This window comes from Mesorhizobium sp. dw_380, from assembly GCF_018588885.1.
Classification (GTDB): Bacteria; Pseudomonadota; Alphaproteobacteria; order Rhizobiales; family Rhizobiaceae; genus Mesorhizobium.
The window spans coordinates 120,050-141,888 of record NZ_JAFFIW010000004.1 but is presented as its reverse complement, the minus strand read 5'-3'; the positions used below and the strand labels follow the sequence as shown (position 1 = coordinate 141,888).

The following is a 21,839-nucleotide window of genomic DNA, read 5'->3' as shown; positions in this document are numbered from 1 at the left end:
ATTGGAGGCCTCGCCCGGAATCGAACCGGGGTGCAAGGATTTGCAGTCCTCTGCGTAACCACTCCGCCACGAGGCCTCGTTGCTCCCGGCGTTCCACCCGGTTCCAATAGGTTGCGGCGAAAAAGCCGTCAAGCGGCCACCGCGCATTCTGCGCGGTTTCCCTCTGCATCAATCCAACCCTCCGCATCGCGCGTCGCGGCATTGCGCTCACAACGCACATTAGCATGTCGTTAAGTATAGCAGGCGATCGCGAGAAACTCCACGCCCCGGCCGCCGTTGAAAAAAGAGGAGGACTGCGTCATGCGGTCGGCACGCCCGAACAATGGAACGAACGCCTGGGACGGCTTGTCGCGATCGGGATGCGAGGAGTTGTTGCGGTACGCCATCGACTGCCTTGCAATAGAGGGCGCGGCCAAGCTTTCGCCGCGCGACCGCGCGCGCCTTGCCTCGGCTGCCGCCGTTCTCAAGGAAATACGCGAGGACCTGGCGAGGGGTACCGACCGAAACGCGGTTTCACGAAAATCCGAAACCCGACCAAGGGCGTGACGCCCGGCAGAACGGCGAGCCGGCGACACGTCTTCGTGCCTGTCGCTCAATCCGGACGCCGCCTCCGCTCCCACCAGACGACGAAGCGGCGGCGATGGCGGCGGATCATGGCGAACTCATAGGAGAGCACCAGCAATCCGATCGGAACCATCCAGAACCCAAGAATCGGCAGAAACCCGAGAATGCCGCCGATGGTCAAAAGAATGCCGATCGCGATTCTGAGGCCGCGCGACCGCGGCATGGTGAATTCGCGCCCGAAAATCGAGATCTTCCGTGCCGGTATGCGGTTTTCGTCTGCTGCCGTCATCGCGAATGGCTGTCCGTCTGGTGGCTCGAGAATGCCTGCTTACGAAAGCCGCGATCGCCATTTCGGTTCCGCGCCCATCGCCAAGACGGCTAATATGAGGACGCACCCCGCCGATTGCGAGAAACGCCTGAGCGAAAAAGTCTCGGAAAAATATGAAATGCTTCTTTGCAAAGCCGAAAGGGGTTTGCTATAGGCTGCGCCACTTGCTCAAAGAGCCTCCGTTCCCCGGTAGCTCAGTGGTAGAGCAACCGGCTGTTAACCGGTTGGTCGCTGGTTCGAATCCGGCCCGGGGAGCCAATCATTCAAAAGTCCGACCTGGAAGTATCTACCTGCGCCTGGCAGTGCTTGCGCGCGGTTGTCCGCCGCGCGATAGATGCGGCGGTTCAGGGAGGAATCATGCGCAGAATCCTGGCATCGGTACTGCTGCTCACGGCGTTCGCAACCGGCGCTCATGCACTCGACAGCGGCGGCACGCCTGTCGTCGTGACGCCGCTGGCATCACGCACGACAACCGCTTCCGGTCAGCCGATCACGCTGCCGCGGAAGAACGTGCAGGTGCTGGTGTCGAGCTATGACATTGCGCCGGGCGCGACTTTGCCGGTGCACCGGCACCCCTTCCCGCGCTACGCCTATGTCGAGGCAGGGACGCTGAAGGTCACCAATGTCGAGACAGGCAACAGCAACACCTACAAGACAGGCGATTTCATCGTCGAAATGATCGGCCAGTGGCATCAGGCCACCAACATCGGCGACGGTCCGGTCAAACTCCTGGTGATCGATCAGGTCGAGGAAGGCGCCAAGAATACGGAATTGCGCCAGTAGCCAAGGCCATGCCCGCGCCCTGAAGGCGGGAACGCGATGCGCCGCCCGCCTTCACGTGCGGTCCGCCGGCGATCAGCCCGCCTCAGCGCTCAGCCCCAGGAGCCGACCATCTGTCGCGTCGTGGCGTTCAGCCGGTTGAAGGCGTTGATCAGGGCGATCTGGACAACCAGCGCGGCAAGCGCCTTTTCGTCATAGTGCCGGGCGGCTTCGTCCCAGACATCGTCCGGCACGGCGTCCGCGCGATCGGCGAGCCTCGTGCCAGCCTCGGCCAGCGCCAGGGCCGCGCGTTCGGCATCGGTGAAGTATGGCGTCTCCCGCCATGCCGCCAGCGCAAAGATGCGCTCGTCCTTCTCGCCGGCCTTCTTCAGTTCGCGCGCATGCATGTCGACGCATAGGCTGCAGGCATTGATCTGGCTGGCGCGCAGATGGATGAGCTTGCGTGTCACATAGGGCAAGTCGGCCGCCTCGGTCGACTTGTCCAGCGCCAGCAATGCCTGCAGGGCGCCTGGGATGAGCATCACCGGGTTCTTGATTCTCGCTTGCATGGTCTTTCTCCTTTTTGAACATGTTTCGGCAGAGCGTGTTTTGCCGAGCCCGGAAGCGGAGCATCCGGAGCGAACTGTTGCGATCGGCGGCGGTGCCGACCGTTTGGTCGAGGAAAGTTCGGCTGTCAGCCTTGCTTTGCGGCCACCTGCTCTAGCCGCTCGAGGATACGCGGCCAGCCGCTTCCCATGCCGACATATCCGCGCTCGTCGGCGGGCCGGAATCCCGAATGCTCCATCCGCACCCGGGTCGCCGCACCCTCGGGCGTGAGCGACCAGGTCACCACGGTCTTCAGCCCGCTGTCGGATTCGCTTCCGTCGCCCCAGCTATAGGCCAGCAGGCGCGGCGCCTCGACTTTCAGCACCACGCAGTTCGTCAACCCGGACCAGCCCGGCACAGGTGCCGCCCGGAAGGTGAAGCGATGCCCCTCTCGCGCCGCGAAGTCGTTCTGCATGAGCCATTCGGCAACGAGTTCAGGCACAGTCAGTGCGCGCCATATCTTCTCTGCCGAATGCGGAATCAGCCGCTCGACAACGATCGATTTGGTTTGTGTCATGCCTTGTTCCTCCTTGTCGTGGTCGCGCTGCTCATGCGAAATCGATAACTCGACAGCTATGAATTAACCCATAACTCCACAGTTATATAACTGTCAAGCCGGGAAATGGCCGCTGGTCCAAATGGCGGCTTGCCGTTCACGCTTTCGCGCCGGCCGCCCGGGTGCTAGGGCTTTCGCGACATTATGGACTGGATCGCCCCTTGACCGCTGAAACTCGCCCGCCCCTGATCGAAATTTGTGTCGAAGGCATCGATGGCCTGCTCGCCGCGCAAGCCGCCGGCGCCGACCGAGTCGAACTGTGCGCCAGCCTGATCGAAGGCGGCATCACGCCGAGCCTCGGCACGGTACGCGCCGCGCTGGACCAGGCGACCGTGCCGTTTCATGTCATGGTGCGGCCGCGCGGCGGCGATTTTCTCTACAGCGAGATCGAGTACCGCTCGATGCTCATGGACGTCGCGGCGCTCAGCGACCTTGGTGTGCCGGGTGTGGTGTTCGGCTGCCTGAACGCCGACGGCACCATCGACGAGAAGCGCATGGGCGAACTGACGCAGGCCGCCGGCCGCCTGAACGTCACCTGCCATCGCGCCTTTGACATGACGCGTGATCCCAGCGAGGCGCTGGAAGCGCTGATCCGCTGCAAGATAGGCCGCGTGCTGACCAGCGGCCAGCGCGACACCGCCATCGAAGGTTTGCCATTGCTGGCGGACCTGGTGCGGCAGGCCGGCGACCGCATCATCATCCTCGGTTGCGGCGGGCTCGACCTCGGCAACATCGCCGAGGTGCGCACAAAGACCGGACTGGCCGAAATGCATTTTGCCGCTCTCAAGGACGTGCCGAGCGCCATGCGCTACCGCAATCCCAAGGTCGGCATGGGCGGCTCCGATCTCGATCGCGAATACCGCAACACACTGACCGACACACCGCTGGTCGCGGCGACGATCACGGCGGCCAAGGCATGACCTCTCGCATCAGCCGCATATCACAAAGCGACGAAGCGGCTATACTCGCGCTCAACAATGAGCATGCAGCGGAATTGTCCTGGCTCGAAGCCGAGCGGCTGTCGTTCCTGCTGGGCGAGGCGTTTTACACCAAGCGCATCGGCGATCTCGAAGCCTTCATCATGACCTTCGACCAGGAGGCGAACTACGACAGCCCGAACTTCATCTGGTTTTGCGACCGCTACGAGCGCTTCATCTATGTCGACCGCGTGGTCGTGGCGGCGCACGCAAGAGGCCGCGGCCATGCACGCCGGCTTTATCAGGACCTGTTCGAGCATGCAGAGCGGGCCGGTCACACGCTTGTCACCTGCGAGGTCAATACCGATCCGCCCAACCCCGCCTCGGACGCCTTCCACACCGCCCTCGGCTTTGCGGAGGTGGGTGACGCCGTAATCCATGGCGGCAAGAAAGCGGTGCGTTATTACGCCAGGCAGATTATCGCCTGACCCTGTGGCGTCTACCGTGTGGATGGCCCGGGACTGGTCCGATCCTGACGCCGCTGCGTTGCCTTCACCAGTTGCGGTTGAGCCATTCGCGCGCCGGTCGCTCGATGAGGTAATAGCTGCACAGCGCGCAGGCAAAGACCCCGGCCAGCATCGGCCATGGGCTGCTGCCTTGGTCATAGACGAATTTGTAGAAGGGCTGCTGCCACAGATAGAGCGAGTATGACCACAGACCCAACGTCGCCATCGGCCAGGACGACAGCAAATTGGAAAAAAATGCGGTGCTGAAATCGAGCGCGTTGACGGCCAGCGCCAGCAGCGGCACCGCAACGAGATAGTGAATCGGCGTCGGCACAGGGTCCATGAACAGGAGAACCGCGGCGGCCGCAGCTGCCAAGGCGACATAGGGCCCCTTCAACACGGCCGGCAGCCTGCCGCCGGCCTTGAGCAGGCAGATCGAAGCCGACAGCAGGATCGATGCGATATGCACATCGGTGCGCCAGTAACTGGCCTCGTAGTCCAGTTTGAAGACCCAGTACGACACCGCGCCATTCGCCATCGCAAGTACGGCCAGCACCAGCAGCAAAGGGATGACGCGGTTGCGGCTGATAACCGTGGCGCTGATCAGGGCCAGGATGATGTAGGCATGCTCCTCGATGCAGAGCGACCAGATATGGTCGAGCGCCCCGGCACGGGTCACGAGAATACCGGCGTAATTGTAGGTGAATGTCAGCGCCGTCACTGCCGCCTTCCATTTGAAGGCGATGAAGGTGCCGGAAAGCGCGACCATGGCGATGATGACGAAGACCAGAAGCGCCGGGTAAATGCGCGAGAAACGGCGCTTGAAGAACTTCTTCAGCGGATAGCGTTCGATGAACAGGATCTCGGCCATCAACCGGCCGCTGAGCACGAAGAAGAATTCGACGCCCAGCACACCCAGATTGATTCCAGGAACCGGGAAAAAGTGGCCGATCAGCACCAGGGCGATCGACAAGCCACGCCAGCCATCGAGGTAGGCCAGTCTTGTCCTGGCCGATCTGTCGACGACGGATCGGGACGGAACCATCTGGGTGGCGGAAATTTCGGACATGCCGATCCTTTCGCATTGGTCATGCGAAAGGGCACGGCGGCGACACGCGTTCCGAACCCGGCTCGCATTCCCGCCCCAGTTCATACTGCAGTGCAATATGAGTTTGTGCAAGTGCGAGATTGCCACCAGGCAGTTCCAGGAGAAGTAGCTGGCCGGAATTGATTCAAAGCAGAGAGCGGTGCCGGGGCGGGCTCCTTCATACGAAGAGGGGCCGCAATGGCTCCTCTCCCTGTCCTTAACTGATAGCGTCAGGCGTTGGCTGCCGCCACCGCACGCTTGGCCATGACCGTGATCAGATTGGCGCGGTAGTCGGCGGAAGCGTGCATGTCGCTCATCAGGTTCTTCGCCGGAACTTTCACGCCATCGAGCGAAGCGGCATCGAAGCTCTTGGCGAGCGCTGCCTCGATCTCCTTCGAGCGGAAGACACCGTCGTCGCCGGCGCCGGTGACGGCGACGCTGACGCCATCCTTGCCCTTGGCCACGAACACCCCGACAATCGCGTAGCGCGAGGCCGGGTTGCGGAATTTTTCATACGCAGCCTTTGCCGGTGCGGTGAAGCTGACCGCCGTGATGATCTCCCCATCCTTCAATGCCGTTTCGAACAGCCCCTTGAAGAACTTGTCGGCTGATATCTCGCGCTTGTTGGTGACGATGGTTGCGCCCAGCGCCAGCAACGCCGCCGGATAGTCCGCCGCCGGATCGTTGTTGGCGATCGAGCCGCCGATCGTGCCCTTGTAACGGACCGCCGGGTCGCCGATCAGCGACGCCATATGGGCAAGCGCCGGACAGACCTTCCGCAGTTTCTCGTCATTGGCGACATCATGATGGGTCGTGCAGGCACCGATGGTGACCGTCTTGCCCGACACCTTGACGCCTTGCAGCTCCTTGATGCGCGACAGGTCGACGAGATCGGAAGGGGCTGCCAGCCGCGTCTTCATGGCGGGGATCAAGGTCATGCCGCCGGAGAGCAGCTTGGCGTCGCCGCTCTTCACGAGCTTCGCGGCTTCACTGACGGAGGCGGCGCGGTGATAGGTGACCGAATACATGTATCTTTCTCCCTTCGGGGAACGAGCGAATAGGGAGTAGCGAGTAGCGAGTAGATCCTTCGCACCGCTATTTTCCCCTATTCGCTACTCCCTATTCGCTATTTGCTTTTCAATGCTTCGTCGCGCGGATCGCGGCCCATACTGTGGACGGCGAAGCAGGCATGGCGATATCGGCGATGCCGATCGCATCGGTGATGGCGTTGATCACCGCCGGCGGCGAGCCGATGGCGCCGGCCTCGCCGCAGCCCTTGATGCCGAGCGGATTGCCAGGACACGGCGTGTTCGACGTCGAGACCTTGAACGATGGCAGGTCGCCGGCGCGCGGCATGGTGTAATCCATATAGCTCGCCGTCAGCAGCTGCCCGCCGGCATCGTAATGGGCGCCTTCCAGCAGCGCCTGGCCGATGCCCTGGGCGATGCCGCCATGCACCTGGCCCTCGACGATCATCGGATTGATGATGTTGCCGAAATCGTCGGCGGCGACGAACTGTATGATCTCGGTCGTTCCGGTCTCCGGATCGATCTCCACCTCGCAAATGTAGCAGCCAGCGGGGAACGTGAAGTTCGACGGATCGTAGAAAGCGGTCTCCTTCAGCCCGGGTTCCATGCCGGCCGGCAAATTGTGGGCGGTATAGGCGGCAAGCGCCATCTGGAACCACGGCACGTTCTTGTCGGTACCGGCGACCTTCAGCGCGCCGTTCTCGATGATGATGTCGCCCTCATCGGCTTCGAGCAGGTGGGCGGCGATCTTCTTGGCCTTGGCCTCGACCTTGTCGAGCGCCTTGGCGATCGCCGACATGCCGACGGCACCCGACCGCGACCCGTAGGTGCCCATGCCCATCTGCACCTTGTCGGTATCGCCATGGACGATCGAAACCGAATCGATCGGCACGCCGAAGCGCTGGTTGACCAGTTGCGCGAATGTCGTCTCGTGCCCCTGGCCATGACTGTGCGAACCGGTCAGCACCTCGATCGTGCCGACCGCATTGACCCGCACTTCGGCCGATTCCCAAAGGCCGACGCCGGCGCCGAGCGAGCCGACCGCCGCCGACGGCGCGATGCCGCACGCCTCGATGTAGCAGCTCATGCCGATGCCGCGCAGCTTGCCCTGCTTTGCCGCATCCGCCTTGCGCTTGGCGAAGCCGGCATAGTCCGACGCCTTCATCGCCGCATCGAGCGATGCGCCGTAGTCGCCGGCGTCATAGTTCACAATTACCGGTGTCTGGTGCGGGAACGAGGTGATGAAGTTCTTGCGCCGCAGTTCGGCCGGGGACACGCCAAGTTCGCGCGCCGCGGCTTCCATGGTGCGTTCGAGGAGATAAGTGGCTTCCGGCCGCCCTGCCCCGCGATAGGCGTCGACAGGAGCGGTGTTGGTGTAGACGGTGCGCACATTGGCGTGGATGGCCGGAATGTCGTACTGCCCCGACAAAAGCATCGCGTAGAGGTAGGTCGGCACGCAGGAGGAAAACAGCGACATGTAGGCGCCGAGATTGGCGATCGTGTCGACCTTGAAGCCGGTGATCCGGTTGTTCTTGTCGAACGCCATCTCGACGGTCGAGACATGGTCGCGGCCATGCGCGTCGGTGAGAAAGCTTTCGGTGCGGTCTGCGACCCATTTGACCGGCACGCCGGTTTTCTTCGAGGCCCACAGGCAGACGATCTCTTCGGGGTAGATGAAGATCTTGGAGCCGAAGCCGCCGCCGACGTCAGGCGCGATCACGCGCAGCTTGTTTTCCGGTGCGACATTGTAGAAGGCGCTCATCACCAGCCGCGCGACATGCGGGTTCTGCGACGTCGTCCAGCAGGTGTAGTGGTCCTCGGCCTTGTCGTAATGGCCAAGAGCCGCGCGCGGCTCCATGGCGTTCGGCACCAGCCGGTTGTTGACGATCTTCATGCGGGTGACATGCGCCGCCGCCTTGATGGCGGCGTCGGTCGCCTTGGCATCGCCGATCTCCCAGTCGAAGATCAGGTTGTTCTCGGCCTCAGGATGGATCTGGGGGGCGCCCTTTTCGAGCGCCTTGGTGGCGTCGACGACAGCCTTCAGTTCCTTGTAGGTGATTTCGACGGCCTCGGCGGCATCACGCGCCTGGCCCTTGGTCTCGGCCACGACGATGACGACGGCATCCCCGACATAGCGCACCTTGTCGACGGCCAGCGGGGACCATGCGCCCATCTTCATCGGCGAACCGTCCTTGGAATGGATCATCCAGCCGCAGATGAGATTGCCGATGCCGTCGGCCTTGAGCTCCTTGCCGGTCAGCACGCCGATGACGCCCGGCATGCCCTGCGCCTTCTTCACGTCGATCTTCTTGATCTGCGCGTGCGCGTGCGGACTACGCACGAAGGCCGCATGCTTCATGCCAGGAACCACCATGTCGTCGACATAGCGGCCGGCGCCGGTGATGAACCTTTTGTCTTCCTTGCGCGCGACCCGAGCGCCAACACCTTCAATGCCCATCAGAAATTCCCTCCCGAGATTTTAGGGGAGTAGGTGAGTAGGGCAGTACGGCAGCAGGGAAAAACTGGCTCCGGTTCCCTACTGCCCTACTGCCTTACTGCCCTACTGCCTCGTTCATGCCGCTTGTTTCGTCTTGCCCTTGGCCCCCTTCGACATCGTCTTCGAAGCGGCGAGGATCGCCTTCACGATGTTGTGGTAGCCGGTGCAACGGCAGATGTTGCCTTCCAGTTCGGCGCGCACCGTCGCCTCGTCGAGGCCCTCGGGATGACGGTTGACCATGTCGGTTGCCGCCATGATCATGCCCGGCGTGCAGAAGCCGCATTGCAGGCCGTGATGTTCCTTGAACGCCGCCTGCATGGGATGCAGGTCGGCGCCGTTGGCAAGGCCTTCGATCGTCACCACGCTCGAGCCGGACGCCTGTACCGCGAGCATGGTGCAGGACTTGACCGCCTTGCCGTCGACATGGACGACGCAGGCCCCGCATTGCGAGGTATCGCAGCCGACATGCGTGCCGGTCAGGCCGAGATTCTCACGCAAGAAGTGAACCAGCAGCGTTCGGTCCTCGGTGGTGCCGCTCACCCGCTTGCCGTTCACCATCAACGAAACGTCCGACATGATCCCTCCCTTGGTACAACCTTGGTCATCACACTGCCGACATGCCGCTGGCACTTCGGCCATGCATTATTCGTACACCGCACAACGCGCAAAAAACAGCGCGACGGAAAAGGCGGATCATTGTACTTTCGGTCATGGCCACGGCCAAAGGTGAATTCCCTCGCCCCATTGCCAAAACGCCGATTGGAAGCAACAATATCCCTCGACGCCCGCGCGCCAGAAGCTTGTAAAAACAGCCGCGCATAAAAAGCAGCGTCGGAGGAAATGCGGGAGAACGCCGCTGACCAGTTCACTGACGCGTTACGCATGCGGTTTGTCGGCGCTGACCACGGACGAGCCGGACCCGGATATTTTCGCACGCGCGGTGGCCGCTGAGGCCGCCGCAATCGACGCCGGCTTTGTCCTCCTGTTCTTTTCCCAGAGCCTTGTCGAGGCAGGCGCCCTGTCACAGGCACTCTCGAGCCATGCGCCGGGGCTCCACCATGCCGGCTGCTCCACCGCTGGCGAGATCACCCCGCAGGGGCTCGAGGAAGGCCATATGCTGGCGATGCTGCTGCCCTCGGCGTCGTTCACCGCGGTCAGCACCATGGTCGACAACCTGTCCACATCGGGCATGGACAGGATCACCGGCGAGGTCGAGGCCTTGCGACGCATGCTGCGCGGCCGGGTCGGCGGCGAGCAGACCGGAAATACCTTTGCGCTCTGCTTCATCGACGGGCTGTCCTATGCCGAGGAAGCGGTAAGCTCGGCCATCCACTGGGGTCTTGACGATATACCGCTGCTCGGCGGCTCTGCCGGCGACGATTTGAAATTCGAGACGACGCGCCTGATCTCGAACGGCAGGGTCACCTCGGACAGCGCCATCATCGTGCTGATCGCCACGGAAATTCCGTTCCACGTCTTCAAGACCGACAATTTCGTTCCGACCGACGAGAAGCTGGTGGTGACGGCGTCCGATGCCGATCACCGCATTGTGCGGGAGTTCAACGCCACCAATGCGGCAGAGGAATATGCCGCTTCCGTCGGCATCGTCCCGCAGACTTTGACGCCGTTGAGCTTCGCCTCGCATCCGGTGGTGGTGAAGGTGGGTGGCGAATATTACTGCCGCTCGATCCAGAAGATGCATCCGGATGGCTCGCTGTCGTTCTTCTGCGCCATCGACGACGGTGTCGTGCTGTCAATCGCCCAACCCAAGGACATGGTGGAATCGACACGCGCGGCGCTGCGCGAAGTCGAGGAGAGGCTGGGCGGCATCGACCTGATCCTCGGCTTCGACTGCGTGCTGCGCCGGCTCGATGCGCGCAACCGGCAGGTATTTCGTGATATTTCCGAACTCTACCGGGTCAACAATGTCATCGGCTTCGGCACTTATGGCGAACAGTACCGGTCGATGCACCTCAACCAGACTTTCACCGGCATCGCCTTCGGCGAACGGCAAGCGGCGGAATAGGGCGGCGGAATAAGATGCCGCTCAGGGATATAGACGACGTCGAAAAGCTGAAGAAGATCAACGCCGCCCTGGTCAGCCGCGTCGAGCGGTCGATGGACCAGCAAGGCAACGCCTTCTCATTGTTCCAGACCGCGATCTCGCTGGAAAATCGCGTGCGTACGCGCACGGACGAGTTGCACTCGACCTTGCGGCGGCTGGAACAGTCCAACATCGACCTCAGCGCCGCCAAGGAAAATGCCGAGCTGGCGAACCTCTCCAAGACAAGGTTTCTCGCCGCCGCCAGCCATGACGTGCTGCAGCCGCTGAACGCGGCCCACCTCTCCGTCTCGGCGCTCGCCGAGGTGCAGACCAGCGACGAAGGCAGGAAGCTGGTCCGCCAGGTCGAGCGCTCGCTGGAAACGATGGAGGACCTGCTGCGCACCCTGCTCGATATTTCCAAGCTCGATGCCGGCGTGGTGCAGCCCGACATCGGCGACGTCAGCCTGGAGGCGCTGTTCTCGTCGCTGCGCTCGGATTTCCAGCCGGTAGCGGAAATAAAGCGGCTGTCGCTGAAATTCCGGCCGGTCAACGCCGTGGTCCGCTCCGACCGGACGCTGCTGCGCCGCATCCTGCAGAACATCCTCGCCAATGCGCTGGGCTATACCCGTTCGGGGGGTGTCCTCGTCGGCACCAGGCATCGCGGCGACACGATCCGCATCGATGTCGCCGATACCGGCTGCGGCATTCCCGAGGACCAGCGCGAGGCGGTGTTCGAGGAGTTCCATCGCGGCACCTCGCCCGCCAATGCCGAGCGCGACGGCGGCGGTCTTGGGCTCGGGCTTGCCATCGTGCGCCGCATGGCCGGCGCGCTCGGCCACCCCGTGACCTTCTCGTCGAAGGTCGGGCGCGGCACGATCTTCCACATCGATGTCCCGGTCGGCATCGGCGCGCCCGCCGACGCCATCGCCAACGCCACCGGCCTGGAGCGCTCCCGCGGCTACGGCCTGTTCGGCACCAAGGTGCTGCTGGTCGAGAACGATGTCGAGGTGCTGGAGGCCATGACCTTCCTGCTCGAGCGCTGGCAATGCCTGGTGCGCGCCGCGACCTCGACCGACGATGCACTGGATTTGCTCGGCGACACCGACTGGGTGCCCGACATCGTCATTGCCGACCAGCATCTCGACGGCGGCGATCTCGGCACCGCCACCATATCGGAGGTCCGCGACTATCTTGGCCGCGCCGTGCCGGCGCTGATCGTCACCGCCGACAGTTCCGAGGAAATTGCCAGGGCCGCCCGCGGGAGTGGCATCGAGCTGATGCGCAAACCGCTGAAACCGGCACAACTGCGAGCGCTTCTGGCGCATCTGCTGGCTTAGTACCCTCCCCTTGATGGGGAGGGTCGGCGCGAAGCGCCGGGGTGGGGTGCGGCGCCAAGCTCCCCCACCCCGCTCCGCCTCGCGGATCGACCCTCCCCACAAGGGGGAGGGTAAAAGCCTCAAAACCCCGCCTGATCGCGAAACAGCTCGGCATTGTCGAGCTTCGAAACCTCGATAACCGCTTGCGTGCGGCTGTAGACATTGAGCTTGCGCAGGATCTCGGAGACATGCGCCTTGACGGTTGTCTCGCCGACCTGCAGCTCATAGGCGATCTGCTTGTTGAGCAGGCCCTGGCGCAGCATCTGCAGCACCCGTAGCTGCTGCGGCGTCAGTTTGGAAAGCCGCTGAACCATGTCGGCGCGGTCGGTGCTGTCGGCGTCCGCCGGCTGTCCTTCATAGGTTTCCGGAACATAGATCGCGCCGTCCATCACCGAGCGGATCGCGGCGGCCAGATCGCTCTTGCGCGCCGATTTCGGAATGAAGCCGGCGGCGCCATAGGACAAGGCCTCGGAAATGATCTTCGGCTCCTCATAGCCCGAGACGATCACCACCGGCAGGCGCGGATAGCGGGTCCTGAGCTGCAGCAGCCCGTCGAAGCCGTGCACGTCGGGCATTGAGAGATCGAGGAGCGCAAGGTCGAAGGGCTTGGCGTCGGCCAGGAGGTCGAGCGCCTCGGTGATCGAGCGCGCCTCGACCGTGTCGACATCGGGATAAGCCATCTGCACGGCGCTGTGCAGCGCCTCGCGAAACAACGGATGGTCGTCGATGATGAGGAACCGGGCGCGATCGTTGGATGGTGTCATGTGGCTCGTTCCGGTTTACCGGCAACACCATAGTCCCGCGACCATGGCTGGATTATTGGCAAATAGTCTATCGCCGATCGACAGGATGCACCGATGCAAAAGTGATGGGAACCCTGAATTGCCTATACAGCCGGCAAAGCCCTTGCTTTGTGAAATGCGACGTCTTGCCCGGTCCTGGAATTCGGCCGAAGGTGCCCGGCATTCCGACGTCCAAAGCAGAGACCGCCATGACCGCCTTCGCCCTTCCCGCCCCGCCAACGCCTTCGATTGCCATTTCGGGCTCCAGCGAACGCTTTGCCGTGCGCCGGATCTTCTGCGTCGGCCGCAACTATGCGGCGCACGCGCGCGAATTCGGCAATGATGAGCGCGATCCGCCCTTCTTCTTCACCAAGCCGGCCGACGCGGTGGTCGATTCCGGCGCCGCCATCCCCTACCCGCCGCTGACGGCCAATCTGCACCACGAAATCGAACTGGTGGCCGCCATCGGCAGGCCGGGCTTCCGCATCCCGCGCGAGCGGGCGCTGGATCATGTCTGGGGTTATGCCGTCGGCATCGACCTCACCCGCCGCGATCTCCAGGATGAGGCCAAGAAGGCGGCCCGGCCCTGGGACTGGTCGAAGGCATTCGACCGTTCCGCCCCTTGCGGCCCGCTCGTCCCGGCGCGAAAAACGGGCCACCCGTCAAAGGGCCGCATCTGGCTCGCCGTCGACGGCAAGGTCAGGCAGGATGCCGACCTCAATGAGCTGATCTGGCCAATTGCCGATATCGTCTCGATCTGCAGCGAGGGCGTCGAATTACAGGCCGGCGACCTGATCTTCACTGGCACGCCGGCCGGTGTCGGCGCGGTCAAGCCGGGCGAGACGATGACCGGCGGCGTCGACGGCATCGGCACGATCGAAGTGACCATCGGCCAGCCCCAATTATGAGCGACGCAGTCATGAGCGACATCGTCCTGCACAATTACTATCGTTCCTCCACCTCCTACCGGGTGCGGATCGCGCTGGAGATGAAGGGGCTGAGCTATGACTACGTCCCGCATCACCTGCGCCATGGCGAGCATCTGGAGCCGGCCTATCTCGCGGTCAATCCGCAGGGGCTGGTGCCGGCACTGGTGCTGGATGACGGTACGCTTTTGACGCAGTCGCTGGCGATCATCGAATATCTCGACGATATCCACCCCGCACCGCCGCTGCTGCCGAAGGATGCGCTGGGACGCGCCCGCGTCAGGATGCTGGCGCAGATGATCGCCTGCGACATCCATCCGGTGAACAATCTGCGCGTGCTGACCTCGCTGCGCGCCCTGTTCGGCGCCGGCGACCAGGACATCACCAACTGGTTCCGCCACTGGGTGAACGAAGGCTTCCAGCCGCTTGAAAAGATTCTGGTTTCCTCGCCGCAGACAGGAACATTCTGCCATGGTGAAGCACCGGGGATCGCCGATATCTGCCTGGCGGCACAAATCACCAGCAACGCCCGCTTCGGCGTCGACCTGACGCCCTACCCGACGATCGCACGCATCAACGATGCCTGCATGGCAGTGCCGGCCTTCCAGAAAGCCGCGCCTGAGAAACAAATCGATGCCGAGTAGGCATCATCTGTGCACGTCTGGCCGACTCGATTTCCTCTTGACCGGGCAAGGAATCGGCTATCGTTTCCTGCAGCGCGAGCCGTGTGAAGGGTGGAGTTACCGATGAAAGCCGTCGTCTTCGAGAAATTCGGCGAAGCGCCGACGATCCAGACCGTTCCCGATCCGAAACCGGCCGCCGATGGCGTCGTTATCAAGGTCGAGGCGACGGGGCTCTGCCGCAGCGACTGGCATGGCTGGATGGGCCATGACGACGGCATCACACTGCCGCACGTGCCGGGTCATGAACTGGCAGGCATCGTGGTGGCCGCCGGCAAGCACGTGACCCGCTGGAAGGCCGGCGAGCGCGTCACCGTGCCTTTCGCCGTCGGCTGCGGCCGCTGTTTCGAATGCAACTCGGGCAACCACCAGGTCTGCGAACACCAGACGCAGCCGGGCTTCACCGCCTGGGGCTCGTTCGCCGAATACGTTGCCATCGAGCACGCCGACACCAACCTCGTGCGCTTGCCCGACGAGATGGAATTCGCCACCGCCGCCAGCCTCGGCTGCCGCTTCGTTACCTCGTTTCGCGCCATCGTCGACCAGGGCCGGGTGACGCCTGGCGAATGGGTGGCGGTGCATGGCTGCGGCGGCGTCGGCCTGTCGGCGATCATGATCGCCAGTGCCATGGGCGCCAATGTGATTGCCATCGACCTCACCGAGGAGAAGCTGGAGTTCGCCAAAAAGATCGGCGCCGTCGCCACCATCAACGCGTCCACGACGCCAAACGTGGTCAAGGCGGTCAAGCAGATCACCAATGGCGGCGCGCACATGTCGATGGACGCGCTCGGCCACCCCACCACCTCATTCAACTCGATCGCCAATTTGCGCCGCCGCGGCCGCCATGTGCAGGTCGGGCTGATGCTGGGCGAGCACGCCCGGCCGCAGGTGCCGATGGACAAGGTGATCGCCTTCGAGCTCGAGATCCTCGGCAGCCACGGCATGCAGGCCTACCGCTATCCCGCGATGATGGAGATGATCCGCCACGGCAAGCTCAAACCCGAACTGCTGGTCGGCAAGAAGATCAGCCTCGACGAAGCGCCCGCCGCGCTGATGGCGATGGGCGGCTTCGAGGGGATCGGCATTGGGGTGGTGACGAAGTTTTAGGGAGGAGAATTACTTCCCGACCTAGCGCGCAAACTTCTTCGCCCCGAACACGCAGGCCACCACGCCGAGCGTGACCGCCACCATTAGCGGACTGACCTGCTCGTGCAGCAGCGTCGCCGCTAGCGCCAGGCCGAAGAAGGGCTGCAGCAGTTGCAATTGCCCCACCGCGGCGATGCCGCCCTGCGCCAGGCCGCGATACCAGAACACGAAGCCGATCAGCATGCTGAACAGCGAGACATAGGCCAGCCCGATCCAGGCGTGGGAGCCGACGCCGGTAAAGGACGGAGGCAGCGTCGCCAAGGTCAGCACCAGCATGATCGGCAGCGACAGCGTCAGCGCCCAGCAGATCACTTGCCAGCCACCGAGCTTGCGCGACAGCGCGGCGCCCTCGGCGTAGCCCAGGCCGCAGACGACGATGGCGGCGAGCATCAGGCCATCGCCGATCGGCGAGGCGGTCACGCCCTGCATCAGCGCGAAGCCCGCGACCAGCGCGCTGCCGATGCACGAAAACAGCCAGAACGCCGGCCTCGGACGATCACCGCCGCGCAGCACGCCGAAGATCGCGGTCGCCAGCGGCAGCAGCCCGACGAAGATGATGGAATGGGCCGTGGTGACGTGCTTCAGCGCCAGGGCGGTCAGCAAGGGAAAGCCGACAACCACGCCAAGTGCGACGATCACCAGCGACAAGAGATCGCCGCGCCCCGGGCGCTTCTGCCGAAACAGCAGCAGCATTGCCAGACCAAGCAATCCGGCAATCGCGGCGCGGGCCGATGTCAAAAATGTCGGATCGAAATCCACCACCGCCACACGCGTCGCCGGCAGCGAGCCGCTGAAGATCAGCACGCCGATAAATCCGTTCACCCAACCGCTCGCGGTCTTGTCCATTCCAGGCTCCATTTCTTTCGCCCTCTATCGGGCCGACACCCATGGCAGAGCTAGAGACAATGGGGTACAATTTCGCAGAACTGTAATGGTGGATAGAGCAGTACGGATGACAGACTTCGCCTTGGAAACGGATGGTGCTCGCACCATGGTCGCTCCCACACTGGTTGAAAGCGTCATGGCGACCATTCGCCAGCGGATCGCGGCACGCAGTCTGACACCGGGAGCGCGATTGCCGTCGATCCGCGCTTTCGCCAAATCCATGCAGGTGTCGAAGTCCACGGTGGTCGAAGCCTATGAACGGCTTGCCGCCGAAGGCGCGATCCGCTCCCGGCCGGGTTCCGGTTTTTATGCCGCCGGCTCACTGGCGCCGCTGTCCCTGGCCGAGATCGGTCCCCGGCTCGACCGTGCCGTCGATCCGCTCTGGGTCTCGCGCCAGTCGCTGGATGCCGGCGACGAGATCCTGAAACCAGGCTGTGGCTGGCTGCCGGCCTCCTGGATGCCCCAGGCCGGCCTGCGTCGCGCACTGCGCACGGCGGCGCGTGCCGATGATGTCGCGCTCGCCGATTACGGCACGCCGCTTGGCCTGCCGCCGTTGCGGCAGTTGCTGGCGCGGCGCATGGCCGGGCATGGCATCGAAGTCTCCCCCGAACAGATCATGCTGACGGAATCGGGCACGCAGGCCATAGACCTGTTGTGCCGGTTCCTGATCGAGCCCGGCGATACGGTGCTGGTGGACGACCCCTGTTACTTCAATTTCCACGCTTTGCTGCGCGCCCACCGCGCCAAGGTCGTCAGCGTTCCCTACACGCCGTCGGGACCGGATATCGAGCTGTTCGCGCAGGCGCTCGCCGAGCACCGGCCGCGCCTCTACATCACCAACTCCGCCATCCACAATCCAACCGGCGCGATCCTGTCGCCGGTCACCGCGCACCGCTTGCTCAAGCTCGCTGACCAGTCGGACCTGACCATCGTCGAGGACGACATCTTCGCCGATTTCGAACATGCCCCCGCCCCAAGGCTGGCGGCGTTCGATGGCCTCAGCCGTGTCGTCCAGATCGGCAGTTTCTCCAAGACGCTGTCTGCGTCGGTCCGCTGCGGTTTCATCGCCGCACCCCGCGACTGGATTGAGGGCCTGACTGACCTCAAGATCGCCACGACCTTCGGCGGCGGACGGCTGGCGGCCGAACTGGTGCTGACGCTGCTGAAGGACGGCAGCTACCGCAAGCACATGGATCTGCTGCGCGCGAAGCTTGCACGCGCCATGGTCGAGACCAGCGCCCGGCTGAAGGCGATCGGCATCACGCCCTGGATCGACCAGCCGGCCGGCCTGTTCCTGTGGTGCAGCCTGCCGGATGGGGTTGATGCCGCCGAAGTGGCCCGCCGCGCCCTGGCCGACAATGTCGTGCTGGCGCCCGGCAATGCGTTCAGCCTGTCCCAGACGGCTAGCCGGTTCCTGCGCTTCAACGTTGCCCAGTGCGAAGACGCCAGGATTTTCAAGGTGCTCGAAAACGCGATGTCGCGTTGATTGCCGGTCAGCGGCTCGCGCAGACCTCCCGCACGCAGTCGCGCAACCAGCGTTGCGCCGGATCGGCATCGAGGCGCGGATGCCAGAGCATGGAGATGGTGACTTCCACGGTAGCGACCGGCAGCGGAAAACTGTGCATGTCGGCGCGCGCGCCGGCCGTATGCCGCTCCGGCACGCTGGCGATCAGGTCCGAGGTACGCGCCATGGCGAGCGCGGCCGAGAAACCCGAAACCATGCACACGACCGTCCGCTGCAAGCCAAGCGCGCTCAAAGCCTCGTCGATCGGCCCCTTCTCGCGGCCACGCCTGGAAATACTGATGTGGCGGCCCGCCGCATAGCGCTCGGGCGTCACCTTGCCCTCGCTCAGGGGATGGCTCGCTCGAACGGCGCCAATGAAGCGGTCGCGAAACAGGGCCTGGATGCGCACCTCGGGTCCGGTTTCACCGGCAACACCGATTTCCAGGTCAATCGCCGCGTCGCGCAGCGACATCACATCCTTGTCGGATTTCGGCGCGAAACGCAGCCGCACGCCCGGCGCATCGGCCTCGATGCGGGTGATCAGACGAGGCCCGAATTCCTCGACGAAGCCCTCATTGGTGCGCAGCGTGAAGATCCTGTCCAGGCTTGAAAGATCAAGCAACTCGGCAGGGCGCAGCAGCGCCTCCGCGTCCTGGACGACAGAGCCGACCTGCAGCCGCAATGCCTCGGCGCGCGGTGTTGCCACCAGGCCGCGCCCGGCGCGAACCAGCAGAGGGTCGCCCGTTGCCTCGCGCAGCCGCGCCAGCGTCCGGCTCATCGCCGAGGGGCTGAGGCGCAGACGGCGCGCGGCACGTGCCACGCTGCCTTCGGCGAGCAGAACGTCGAGGGCAAAGAGCAGATTGAGATCAGGCGATGTCATCGGCGGATCATTAGCATGATGTGGCGCTTGATGCACTGATATGATGCAAATGCTGCGTCTTCCGCCATCTCAACCACAAGACTAGATCTCTCCGGCAGCTCCGGCTCCGGAGCGGACGACAAGGAGATCGCCATGGCCATCGCTGAGCAAAATGGGCTGATATCAGCACCGCAAAAACTCCAATCCACCGGCTGGGCACTCGCCAGCCTGTCACTCGCCACGCTGCTGTCGTCGCTCGGAACAAGCATTGCCAGTGTCGGACTGCCTTCGCTGATGCAGACGTTCGGGGCGTCGTTCCAGGCTGTGCAATGGGTGGTTCTCGCCTACCTCCTTGCCATCACAACACTGATCGTCAGCGCCGGGCGGCTGGCCGACATGTTCGGGCGCCGGCCCTTGCTGCTTGGCGGAATAGCCCTGTTCACATCGGCATCGGTGCTCTGCGGCCTGGCGCCGACGCTCTGGCTGCTGATCGCCGCGCGCGTCGTGCAAGGGCTTGGCGCGGCGCTGATGATGGCGCTGACGCTTGCATTTGTCGCCGAGACGGTGGGCAAGGACCGGACGGGAAGCGCCATGGGTCTGCTCGGCGCCATGTCGGCGATCGGCACCACACTCGGCCCTTCGCTCGGCGGCATGCTGATTGCCGGCCTCGGCTGGCGGGCGATCTTCCTGGTCAATGTCCCGCTGGGCATCCTGACCTTCGCCCTTGCCTGGCGTGCCCTGCCCGCTCGCAGCAACACGGCTCAGGCCGCTCAAGGCAAGTTCGACGCGACAGGCACTGTCCTGCTGGCCCTGACGCTGGCCGCCTATGCGCTGGCCATGACGCTTGGCCGGGGCAATTTCGGTCCGCTCAACGTCTGCCTGCTGGCCGCTACCGCCATCGGTATCGCTCTATTCGCCGTCGCGCAAAGGAGCGTGAAGAACCCTTTGATTCACCTCGCCAGCTTCCGGGATCTGAGGCTCAGCGCCAGCCTCGCCATGAGCTTGATCGTCGCCACGGTGATGATGGCGACCCTTGTGGTCGCTCCATTCTATCTGTCCCGTGGGCTTGGGCTCGATGCCGCGATGGTTGGCGTGGTGCTTTCGATCGGGCCGCTCGTGTCGACCCTGTCGGCGCTGCTGGCCGGACGGCTTTCCGATCGCTTCGGGGCCCACAGGATGATGGTCGCCGGCCTGTTCAGCCTCGCCACTGGCACATTCCTGCTGTCGCTTGCGCTGACCAGACTCGGCATCGCCAGCTATGCCGTTCCGATCACCGTTACCTGCTTCGGCTATGCCCTGTTCCAGACAGCCAACAATGCGGCCGTCATGAGCGGTGTCGGGGCCGGCGAACGCGGCGTCATATCAGGCCTGCTCAACCTGTCGCGCAATCTCGGCCTCATCACCGGCGCATCCTTGATAGGCGCCATCTTTGCTGTGGCATCGAGTGATGTGCAGCAAGGGATCGGCCAGCAGCTTTTGAGTTCCGAGGCCGCGGCCCAGGGCATGCAGGTCACCTTTCGGACCGCTACGGCCTTGGCGCTCGGGGCGCTGATCCTTGCCCTGTTCTCCGCCCGCGCCGGCCGCGCGGAAGCCGGCGTCTCGTAGGCACGACCTGTTTGGCAGAAGACGCCATCAGATGGCCGCTAGAGTAGAATTTCCAAACGGGCTCTCAGGCCCCTGCCCGCTTGCGGCGCTCATAGAGCATGACCAGCGTTTCCGCCGTCAGCGCCGGCTTTTCCTCGCCTTCGATCTCGACCGTGTTGGCTGCCTTCATCAGGTATTGGCCCGGCCCCCTGTCCTCCATGGAAAGCAGCGTGGTGCGCAGCCTGATGCGCGCGCCGACCCTGACCGGCGCCAGGAAGCGCACCTTGTCGAAACCGTAGTTGAAAGCGGCCTGTGTATTCTCCGGCACGATTCCCATGCCGAGCGCCAGCGCGCCGATGATCGACAGCGTCAGGTAACCGTGCGCGATCGTCGTGCGAAACGGACTTTGCCGCCGCGCCCGTTCGGGGTCGACATGGATCCATTGATGGTCGCCGGTGCATTCGGCGAACTGGTTGATACGATCCTGGTCGACCGTGGTCCATTCCGAGACGCCAAGCTCCTGCCCGGACATCGTTCTCAACTGCTCGAAGGTCGGCGGCGTTTTAGGCCGTACTTCAGTCATTCCTGGTTTCCCGATCGCTTTCAAAGCCTCCGGACCACGAACTGGCGGCCTCTGTCAATTCGCCCTGCATGAATCCGTTCCGCCGATTTCGGCCGCAATCAGGCGGTGTCTGCCGGCACAGCGGCAGATCAAGTTGGGGTTCCCTGGCTTTCAGGGTTGACGGCAGCGACAAGCCGGGCCTGCCGCAGGAGACTACTTCCCGTCATAGCCGGCGCGGATTTCCTCCATCGCCTCCTTGATGCGTGCGCGCAGGATGTCGATCGATTCGGTGCCGGATTTCCTGGCCAGTTCAGCCACCTCACCGGCATTCCTGAGCGCCGCCTCGAAGGATTTTCTGGCGAACTCCGTCTGCTTGGCCATAAGCTCTTGCGGATTGCCCGGCGCGCGGTAGCTCTGCGCCACCTTGGCAACCTCGCGCAGCGTGTCCTGCAGCATTTCGCGCTGCCTTGATAACAGCGACGATGCCCCGGCGGCGCTGGCTCGCGCCGCCTTCTCCAGCGCTTCGAGGTTCTTGCGGTGATGCGCGAGGATCGCCTCGACATCGACATTGGGCACCTTCAGGTCGCGGCCGAACCTGCCGAACATGTCCATGAAGGAATCGGATTCCGGTTGCTTGGCCATG

General features: G+C 63.7%; 22 protein-coding genes and 2 tRNA genes. 11 read left to right on the top strand and 13 right to left on the bottom strand.

What is annotated here, in order from left to right:
* Positions 1 to 2: 2 nt before the first annotated feature.
* Positions 3 to 76: transfer RNA gene (locus tag JT360_RS05530), tRNA-Cys, on the bottom strand.
* A 516-nt stretch (positions 77 to 592) separates the two neighbouring features.
* On the bottom strand, positions 593 to 853 hold the full coding sequence (locus tag JT360_RS05525; protein WP_214470578.1) for a hypothetical protein: 261 nt from the start codon (positions 851 to 853) through the stop codon (positions 593 to 595).
* Between the two features lie 222 nt (positions 854 to 1,075).
* On the opposite strand from JT360_RS05525, the gene JT360_RS05520 reads away from it, so the two are divergent.
* Both JT360_RS05520 and JT360_RS05515 read left to right on the top strand, forming a co-directional pair.
* A tRNA-Asn gene (locus JT360_RS05520) sits at positions 1,076 to 1,150 on the top strand.
* 99 nt (positions 1,151 to 1,249) lie between these two features.
* Positions 1,250 to 1,675 (top strand): cupin domain-containing protein, encoded by a 426-nt coding sequence (locus JT360_RS05515; protein ID WP_214470576.1) that lies wholly within the window; start codon positions 1,250 to 1,252, stop codon positions 1,673 to 1,675.
* Between the two features lie 89 nt (positions 1,676 to 1,764).
* Here the strand turns inward: JT360_RS05515 and JT360_RS05510 are convergent, their stop codons facing one another.
* Together JT360_RS05510 and JT360_RS05505 are read right to left on the bottom strand one after the other, a co-directional pair.
* Complete coding sequence (locus JT360_RS05510) at positions 1,765 to 2,220, bottom strand: carboxymuconolactone decarboxylase family protein (RefSeq protein WP_214470574.1); 456 nt, start codon at positions 2,218 to 2,220, stop codon at positions 1,765 to 1,767.
* A gap of 125 nt (positions 2,221 to 2,345) precedes the next feature.
* On the bottom strand, positions 2,346 to 2,774 hold the full coding sequence (locus tag JT360_RS05505) for an SRPBCC family protein (protein ID WP_214470573.1): 429 nt from the start codon (positions 2,772 to 2,774) through the stop codon (positions 2,346 to 2,348).
* Positions 2,775 to 2,974: 200 nt separating this feature from the next.
* On the opposite strand from JT360_RS05505, the gene JT360_RS05500 reads away from it, so the two are divergent.
* A complete protein-coding gene (locus JT360_RS05500) occupies positions 2,975 to 3,733 on the top strand; it encodes a copper homeostasis protein CutC (protein ID WP_214470571.1) in 759 nt (252 codons plus the stop codon).
* The gene (locus tag JT360_RS05495; protein ID WP_214470570.1) at positions 3,730 to 4,218 is read left to right on the top strand and encodes a GNAT family N-acetyltransferase; all 489 of its coding nucleotides are present in this window, start codon (positions 3,730 to 3,732) and stop codon (positions 4,216 to 4,218) included. Before JT360_RS05500 ends, JT360_RS05495 begins: the two co-directional genes overlap by 4 nt.
* A 64-nt stretch (positions 4,219 to 4,282) precedes the next feature.
* On the opposite strand, the gene JT360_RS05490 is transcribed toward JT360_RS05495, so the two are convergent.
* From JT360_RS05490 to JT360_RS05475, 4 genes are all read right to left on the bottom strand, one after another.
* The gene (locus tag JT360_RS05490; protein WP_214470568.1) at positions 4,283 to 5,305 is read right to left on the bottom strand and encodes an acyltransferase family protein; all 1,023 of its coding nucleotides are present in this window, start codon (positions 5,303 to 5,305) and stop codon (positions 4,283 to 4,285) included.
* A 248-nt stretch (positions 5,306 to 5,553) separates the two neighbouring features.
* Entirely contained in the window at positions 5,554 to 6,351 is a 798-nt protein-coding gene (locus JT360_RS05485; protein WP_214470566.1) for an FAD binding domain-containing protein, read from the bottom strand.
* A 109-nt stretch (positions 6,352 to 6,460) separates the two neighbouring features.
* Positions 6,461 to 8,809: a xanthine dehydrogenase family protein molybdopterin-binding subunit gene (locus tag JT360_RS05480; RefSeq protein ID WP_214470564.1), complete on the bottom strand. Its 2,349-nt coding sequence runs from the start codon at positions 8,807 to 8,809 to the stop codon at positions 6,461 to 6,463.
* A 114-nt stretch (positions 8,810 to 8,923) separates the two neighbouring features.
* Positions 8,924 to 9,424 (bottom strand): (2Fe-2S)-binding protein, encoded by a 501-nt coding sequence (locus JT360_RS05475; protein WP_214470562.1) that lies wholly within the window; start codon positions 9,422 to 9,424, stop codon positions 8,924 to 8,926.
* A gap of 313 nt (positions 9,425 to 9,737) precedes the next feature.
* Here JT360_RS05475 and JT360_RS05470 point away from each other — a divergent pair, with 313 nt between their 5' ends.
* Positions 9,738 to 10,874, top strand: a complete 1,137-nt coding sequence (locus JT360_RS05470) for an FIST signal transduction protein (protein WP_214470560.1) — start codon at positions 9,738 to 9,740, stop codon at positions 10,872 to 10,874.
* A gap of 14 nt (positions 10,875 to 10,888) precedes the next feature.
* Positions 10,889 to 12,229 (top strand): hybrid sensor histidine kinase/response regulator, encoded by a 1,341-nt coding sequence (locus JT360_RS05465; protein ID WP_214470559.1) that lies wholly within the window; start codon positions 10,889 to 10,891, stop codon positions 12,227 to 12,229.
* A 119-nt stretch (positions 12,230 to 12,348) separates the two neighbouring features.
* On the opposite strand, the gene JT360_RS05460 is transcribed toward JT360_RS05465, so the two are convergent.
* Positions 12,349 to 13,032 (bottom strand): response regulator, encoded by a 684-nt coding sequence (locus JT360_RS05460; protein WP_214470557.1) that lies wholly within the window; start codon positions 13,030 to 13,032, stop codon positions 12,349 to 12,351.
* 227 nt (positions 13,033 to 13,259) lie between these two features.
* Here JT360_RS05460 and JT360_RS05455 point away from each other — a divergent pair, with 227 nt between their 5' ends.
* From JT360_RS05455 to JT360_RS05445, 3 genes are all read left to right on the top strand, one after another.
* Entirely contained in the window at positions 13,260 to 13,958 is a 699-nt protein-coding gene (locus tag JT360_RS05455) for a fumarylacetoacetate hydrolase family protein (RefSeq protein WP_214470556.1), read from the top strand.
* 11 nt (positions 13,959 to 13,969) lie between these two features.
* Positions 13,970 to 14,620 carry a maleylacetoacetate isomerase gene (gene maiA / locus JT360_RS05450; protein WP_214470554.1) on the top strand — a complete coding sequence of 217 codons (651 nt, stop codon included), beginning with the start codon at positions 13,970 to 13,972 and terminating at the stop codon, positions 14,618 to 14,620.
* Positions 14,621 to 14,722: 102 nt separating this feature from the next.
* Positions 14,723 to 15,763, top strand: coding sequence for a zinc-dependent alcohol dehydrogenase family protein (locus JT360_RS05445; protein ID WP_214470552.1), 1,041 nt, complete (start codon positions 14,723 to 14,725; stop codon positions 15,761 to 15,763).
* Positions 15,764 to 15,784: 21 nt separating this feature from the next.
* On the opposite strand, the gene JT360_RS05440 is transcribed toward JT360_RS05445, so the two are convergent.
* Positions 15,785 to 16,648: a DMT family transporter gene (locus JT360_RS05440; protein ID WP_214470550.1), complete on the bottom strand. Its 864-nt coding sequence runs from the start codon at positions 16,646 to 16,648 to the stop codon at positions 15,785 to 15,787.
* Positions 16,649 to 16,754: 106 nt separating this feature from the next.
* On the opposite strand from JT360_RS05440, the gene JT360_RS05435 reads away from it, so the two are divergent.
* On the top strand, positions 16,755 to 18,173 hold the full coding sequence (locus tag JT360_RS05435) for an aminotransferase-like domain-containing protein (RefSeq protein ID WP_214470549.1): 1,419 nt from the start codon (positions 16,755 to 16,757) through the stop codon (positions 18,171 to 18,173).
* A gap of 7 nt (positions 18,174 to 18,180) precedes the next feature.
* On the opposite strand, the gene JT360_RS05430 is transcribed toward JT360_RS05435, so the two are convergent.
* Positions 18,181 to 19,071, bottom strand: coding sequence for a LysR family transcriptional regulator (locus tag JT360_RS05430; RefSeq protein WP_214470547.1), 891 nt, complete (start codon positions 19,069 to 19,071; stop codon positions 18,181 to 18,183).
* Positions 19,072 to 19,203: 132 nt separating this feature from the next.
* Between JT360_RS05430 and JT360_RS05425 the strand changes: the two genes are divergently transcribed.
* On the top strand, positions 19,204 to 20,655 hold the full coding sequence (locus tag JT360_RS05425) for an MFS transporter (RefSeq protein WP_214470545.1): 1,452 nt from the start codon (positions 19,204 to 19,206) through the stop codon (positions 20,653 to 20,655).
* 64 nt (positions 20,656 to 20,719) lie between these two features.
* Here JT360_RS05425 and JT360_RS05420 read toward each other — a convergent pair whose 3' ends face one another.
* On the bottom strand, positions 20,720 to 21,217 hold the full coding sequence (locus JT360_RS05420) for a MaoC family dehydratase (protein ID WP_214470544.1): 498 nt from the start codon (positions 21,215 to 21,217) through the stop codon (positions 20,720 to 20,722).
* 192 nt (positions 21,218 to 21,409) lie between these two features.
* Positions 21,410 to 21,838, bottom strand: a complete 429-nt coding sequence (locus JT360_RS05415) for a phasin family protein (protein ID WP_214470541.1) — start codon at positions 21,836 to 21,838, stop codon at positions 21,410 to 21,412.
* Position 21,839 lies beyond the last annotated feature (1 nt).

What these genes read in the sequence shown, in the direction of transcription:
- JT360_RS05425 (WP_214470545.1), top strand. Translation starts at nt 19,204, where the DNA reads ATGGCCATCGCTGAGCAAAATGGGCTGATATCAGCACCGCAAAAACTC.
- JT360_RS05515 (WP_214470576.1), top strand. Translation starts at nt 1,250, where the DNA reads ATGCGCAGAATCCTGGCATCGGTACTGCTGCTCACGGCGTTCGCAACC.
- JT360_RS05460 (WP_214470557.1), bottom strand. Translation starts at nt 13,032, where the DNA reads ATGACACCATCCAACGATCGCGCCCGGTTCCTCATCATCGACGACCAT.
- JT360_RS05415 (WP_214470541.1), bottom strand. Translation starts at nt 21,838, where the DNA reads ATGGCCAAGCAACCGGAATCCGATTCCTTCATGGACATGTTCGGCAGG.
- JT360_RS05435 (WP_214470549.1), top strand. Translation starts at nt 16,755, where the DNA reads ATGACAGACTTCGCCTTGGAAACGGATGGTGCTCGCACCATGGTCGCT.
- maiA (WP_214470554.1), top strand. Translation starts at nt 13,970, where the DNA reads ATGAGCGACATCGTCCTGCACAATTACTATCGTTCCTCCACCTCCTAC.
- JT360_RS05455 (WP_214470556.1), top strand. Translation starts at nt 13,260, where the DNA reads ATGACCGCCTTCGCCCTTCCCGCCCCGCCAACGCCTTCGATTGCCATT.
- JT360_RS05525 (WP_214470578.1), bottom strand. Translation starts at nt 853, where the DNA reads ATGACGGCAGCAGACGAAAACCGCATACCGGCACGGAAGATCTCGATT.
- JT360_RS05475 (WP_214470562.1), bottom strand. Translation starts at nt 9,424, where the DNA reads ATGTCGGACGTTTCGTTGATGGTGAACGGCAAGCGGGTGAGCGGCACC.
- JT360_RS05510 (WP_214470574.1), bottom strand. Translation starts at nt 2,220, where the DNA reads ATGCAAGCGAGAATCAAGAACCCGGTGATGCTCATCCCAGGCGCCCTG.
- JT360_RS05420 (WP_214470544.1), bottom strand. Translation starts at nt 21,217, where the DNA reads ATGACTGAAGTACGGCCTAAAACGCCGCCGACCTTCGAGCAGTTGAGA.
- JT360_RS05505 (WP_214470573.1), bottom strand. Translation starts at nt 2,774, where the DNA reads ATGACACAAACCAAATCGATCGTTGTCGAGCGGCTGATTCCGCATTCG.
- JT360_RS05430 (WP_214470547.1), bottom strand. Translation starts at nt 19,071, where the DNA reads ATGACATCGCCTGATCTCAATCTGCTCTTTGCCCTCGACGTTCTGCTC.
- JT360_RS05480 (WP_214470564.1), bottom strand. Translation starts at nt 8,809, where the DNA reads ATGGGCATTGAAGGTGTTGGCGCTCGGGTCGCGCGCAAGGAAGACAAA.
- JT360_RS05440 (WP_214470550.1), bottom strand. Translation starts at nt 16,648, where the DNA reads ATGGACAAGACCGCGAGCGGTTGGGTGAACGGATTTATCGGCGTGCTG.
- JT360_RS05495 (WP_214470570.1), top strand. Translation starts at nt 3,730, where the DNA reads ATGACCTCTCGCATCAGCCGCATATCACAAAGCGACGAAGCGGCTATA.
- JT360_RS05490 (WP_214470568.1), bottom strand. Translation starts at nt 5,305, where the DNA reads ATGTCCGAAATTTCCGCCACCCAGATGGTTCCGTCCCGATCCGTCGTC.
- JT360_RS05485 (WP_214470566.1), bottom strand. Translation starts at nt 6,351, where the DNA reads ATGTATTCGGTCACCTATCACCGCGCCGCCTCCGTCAGTGAAGCCGCG.
- JT360_RS05445 (WP_214470552.1), top strand. Translation starts at nt 14,723, where the DNA reads ATGAAAGCCGTCGTCTTCGAGAAATTCGGCGAAGCGCCGACGATCCAG.
- JT360_RS05465 (WP_214470559.1), top strand. Translation starts at nt 10,889, where the DNA reads ATGCCGCTCAGGGATATAGACGACGTCGAAAAGCTGAAGAAGATCAAC.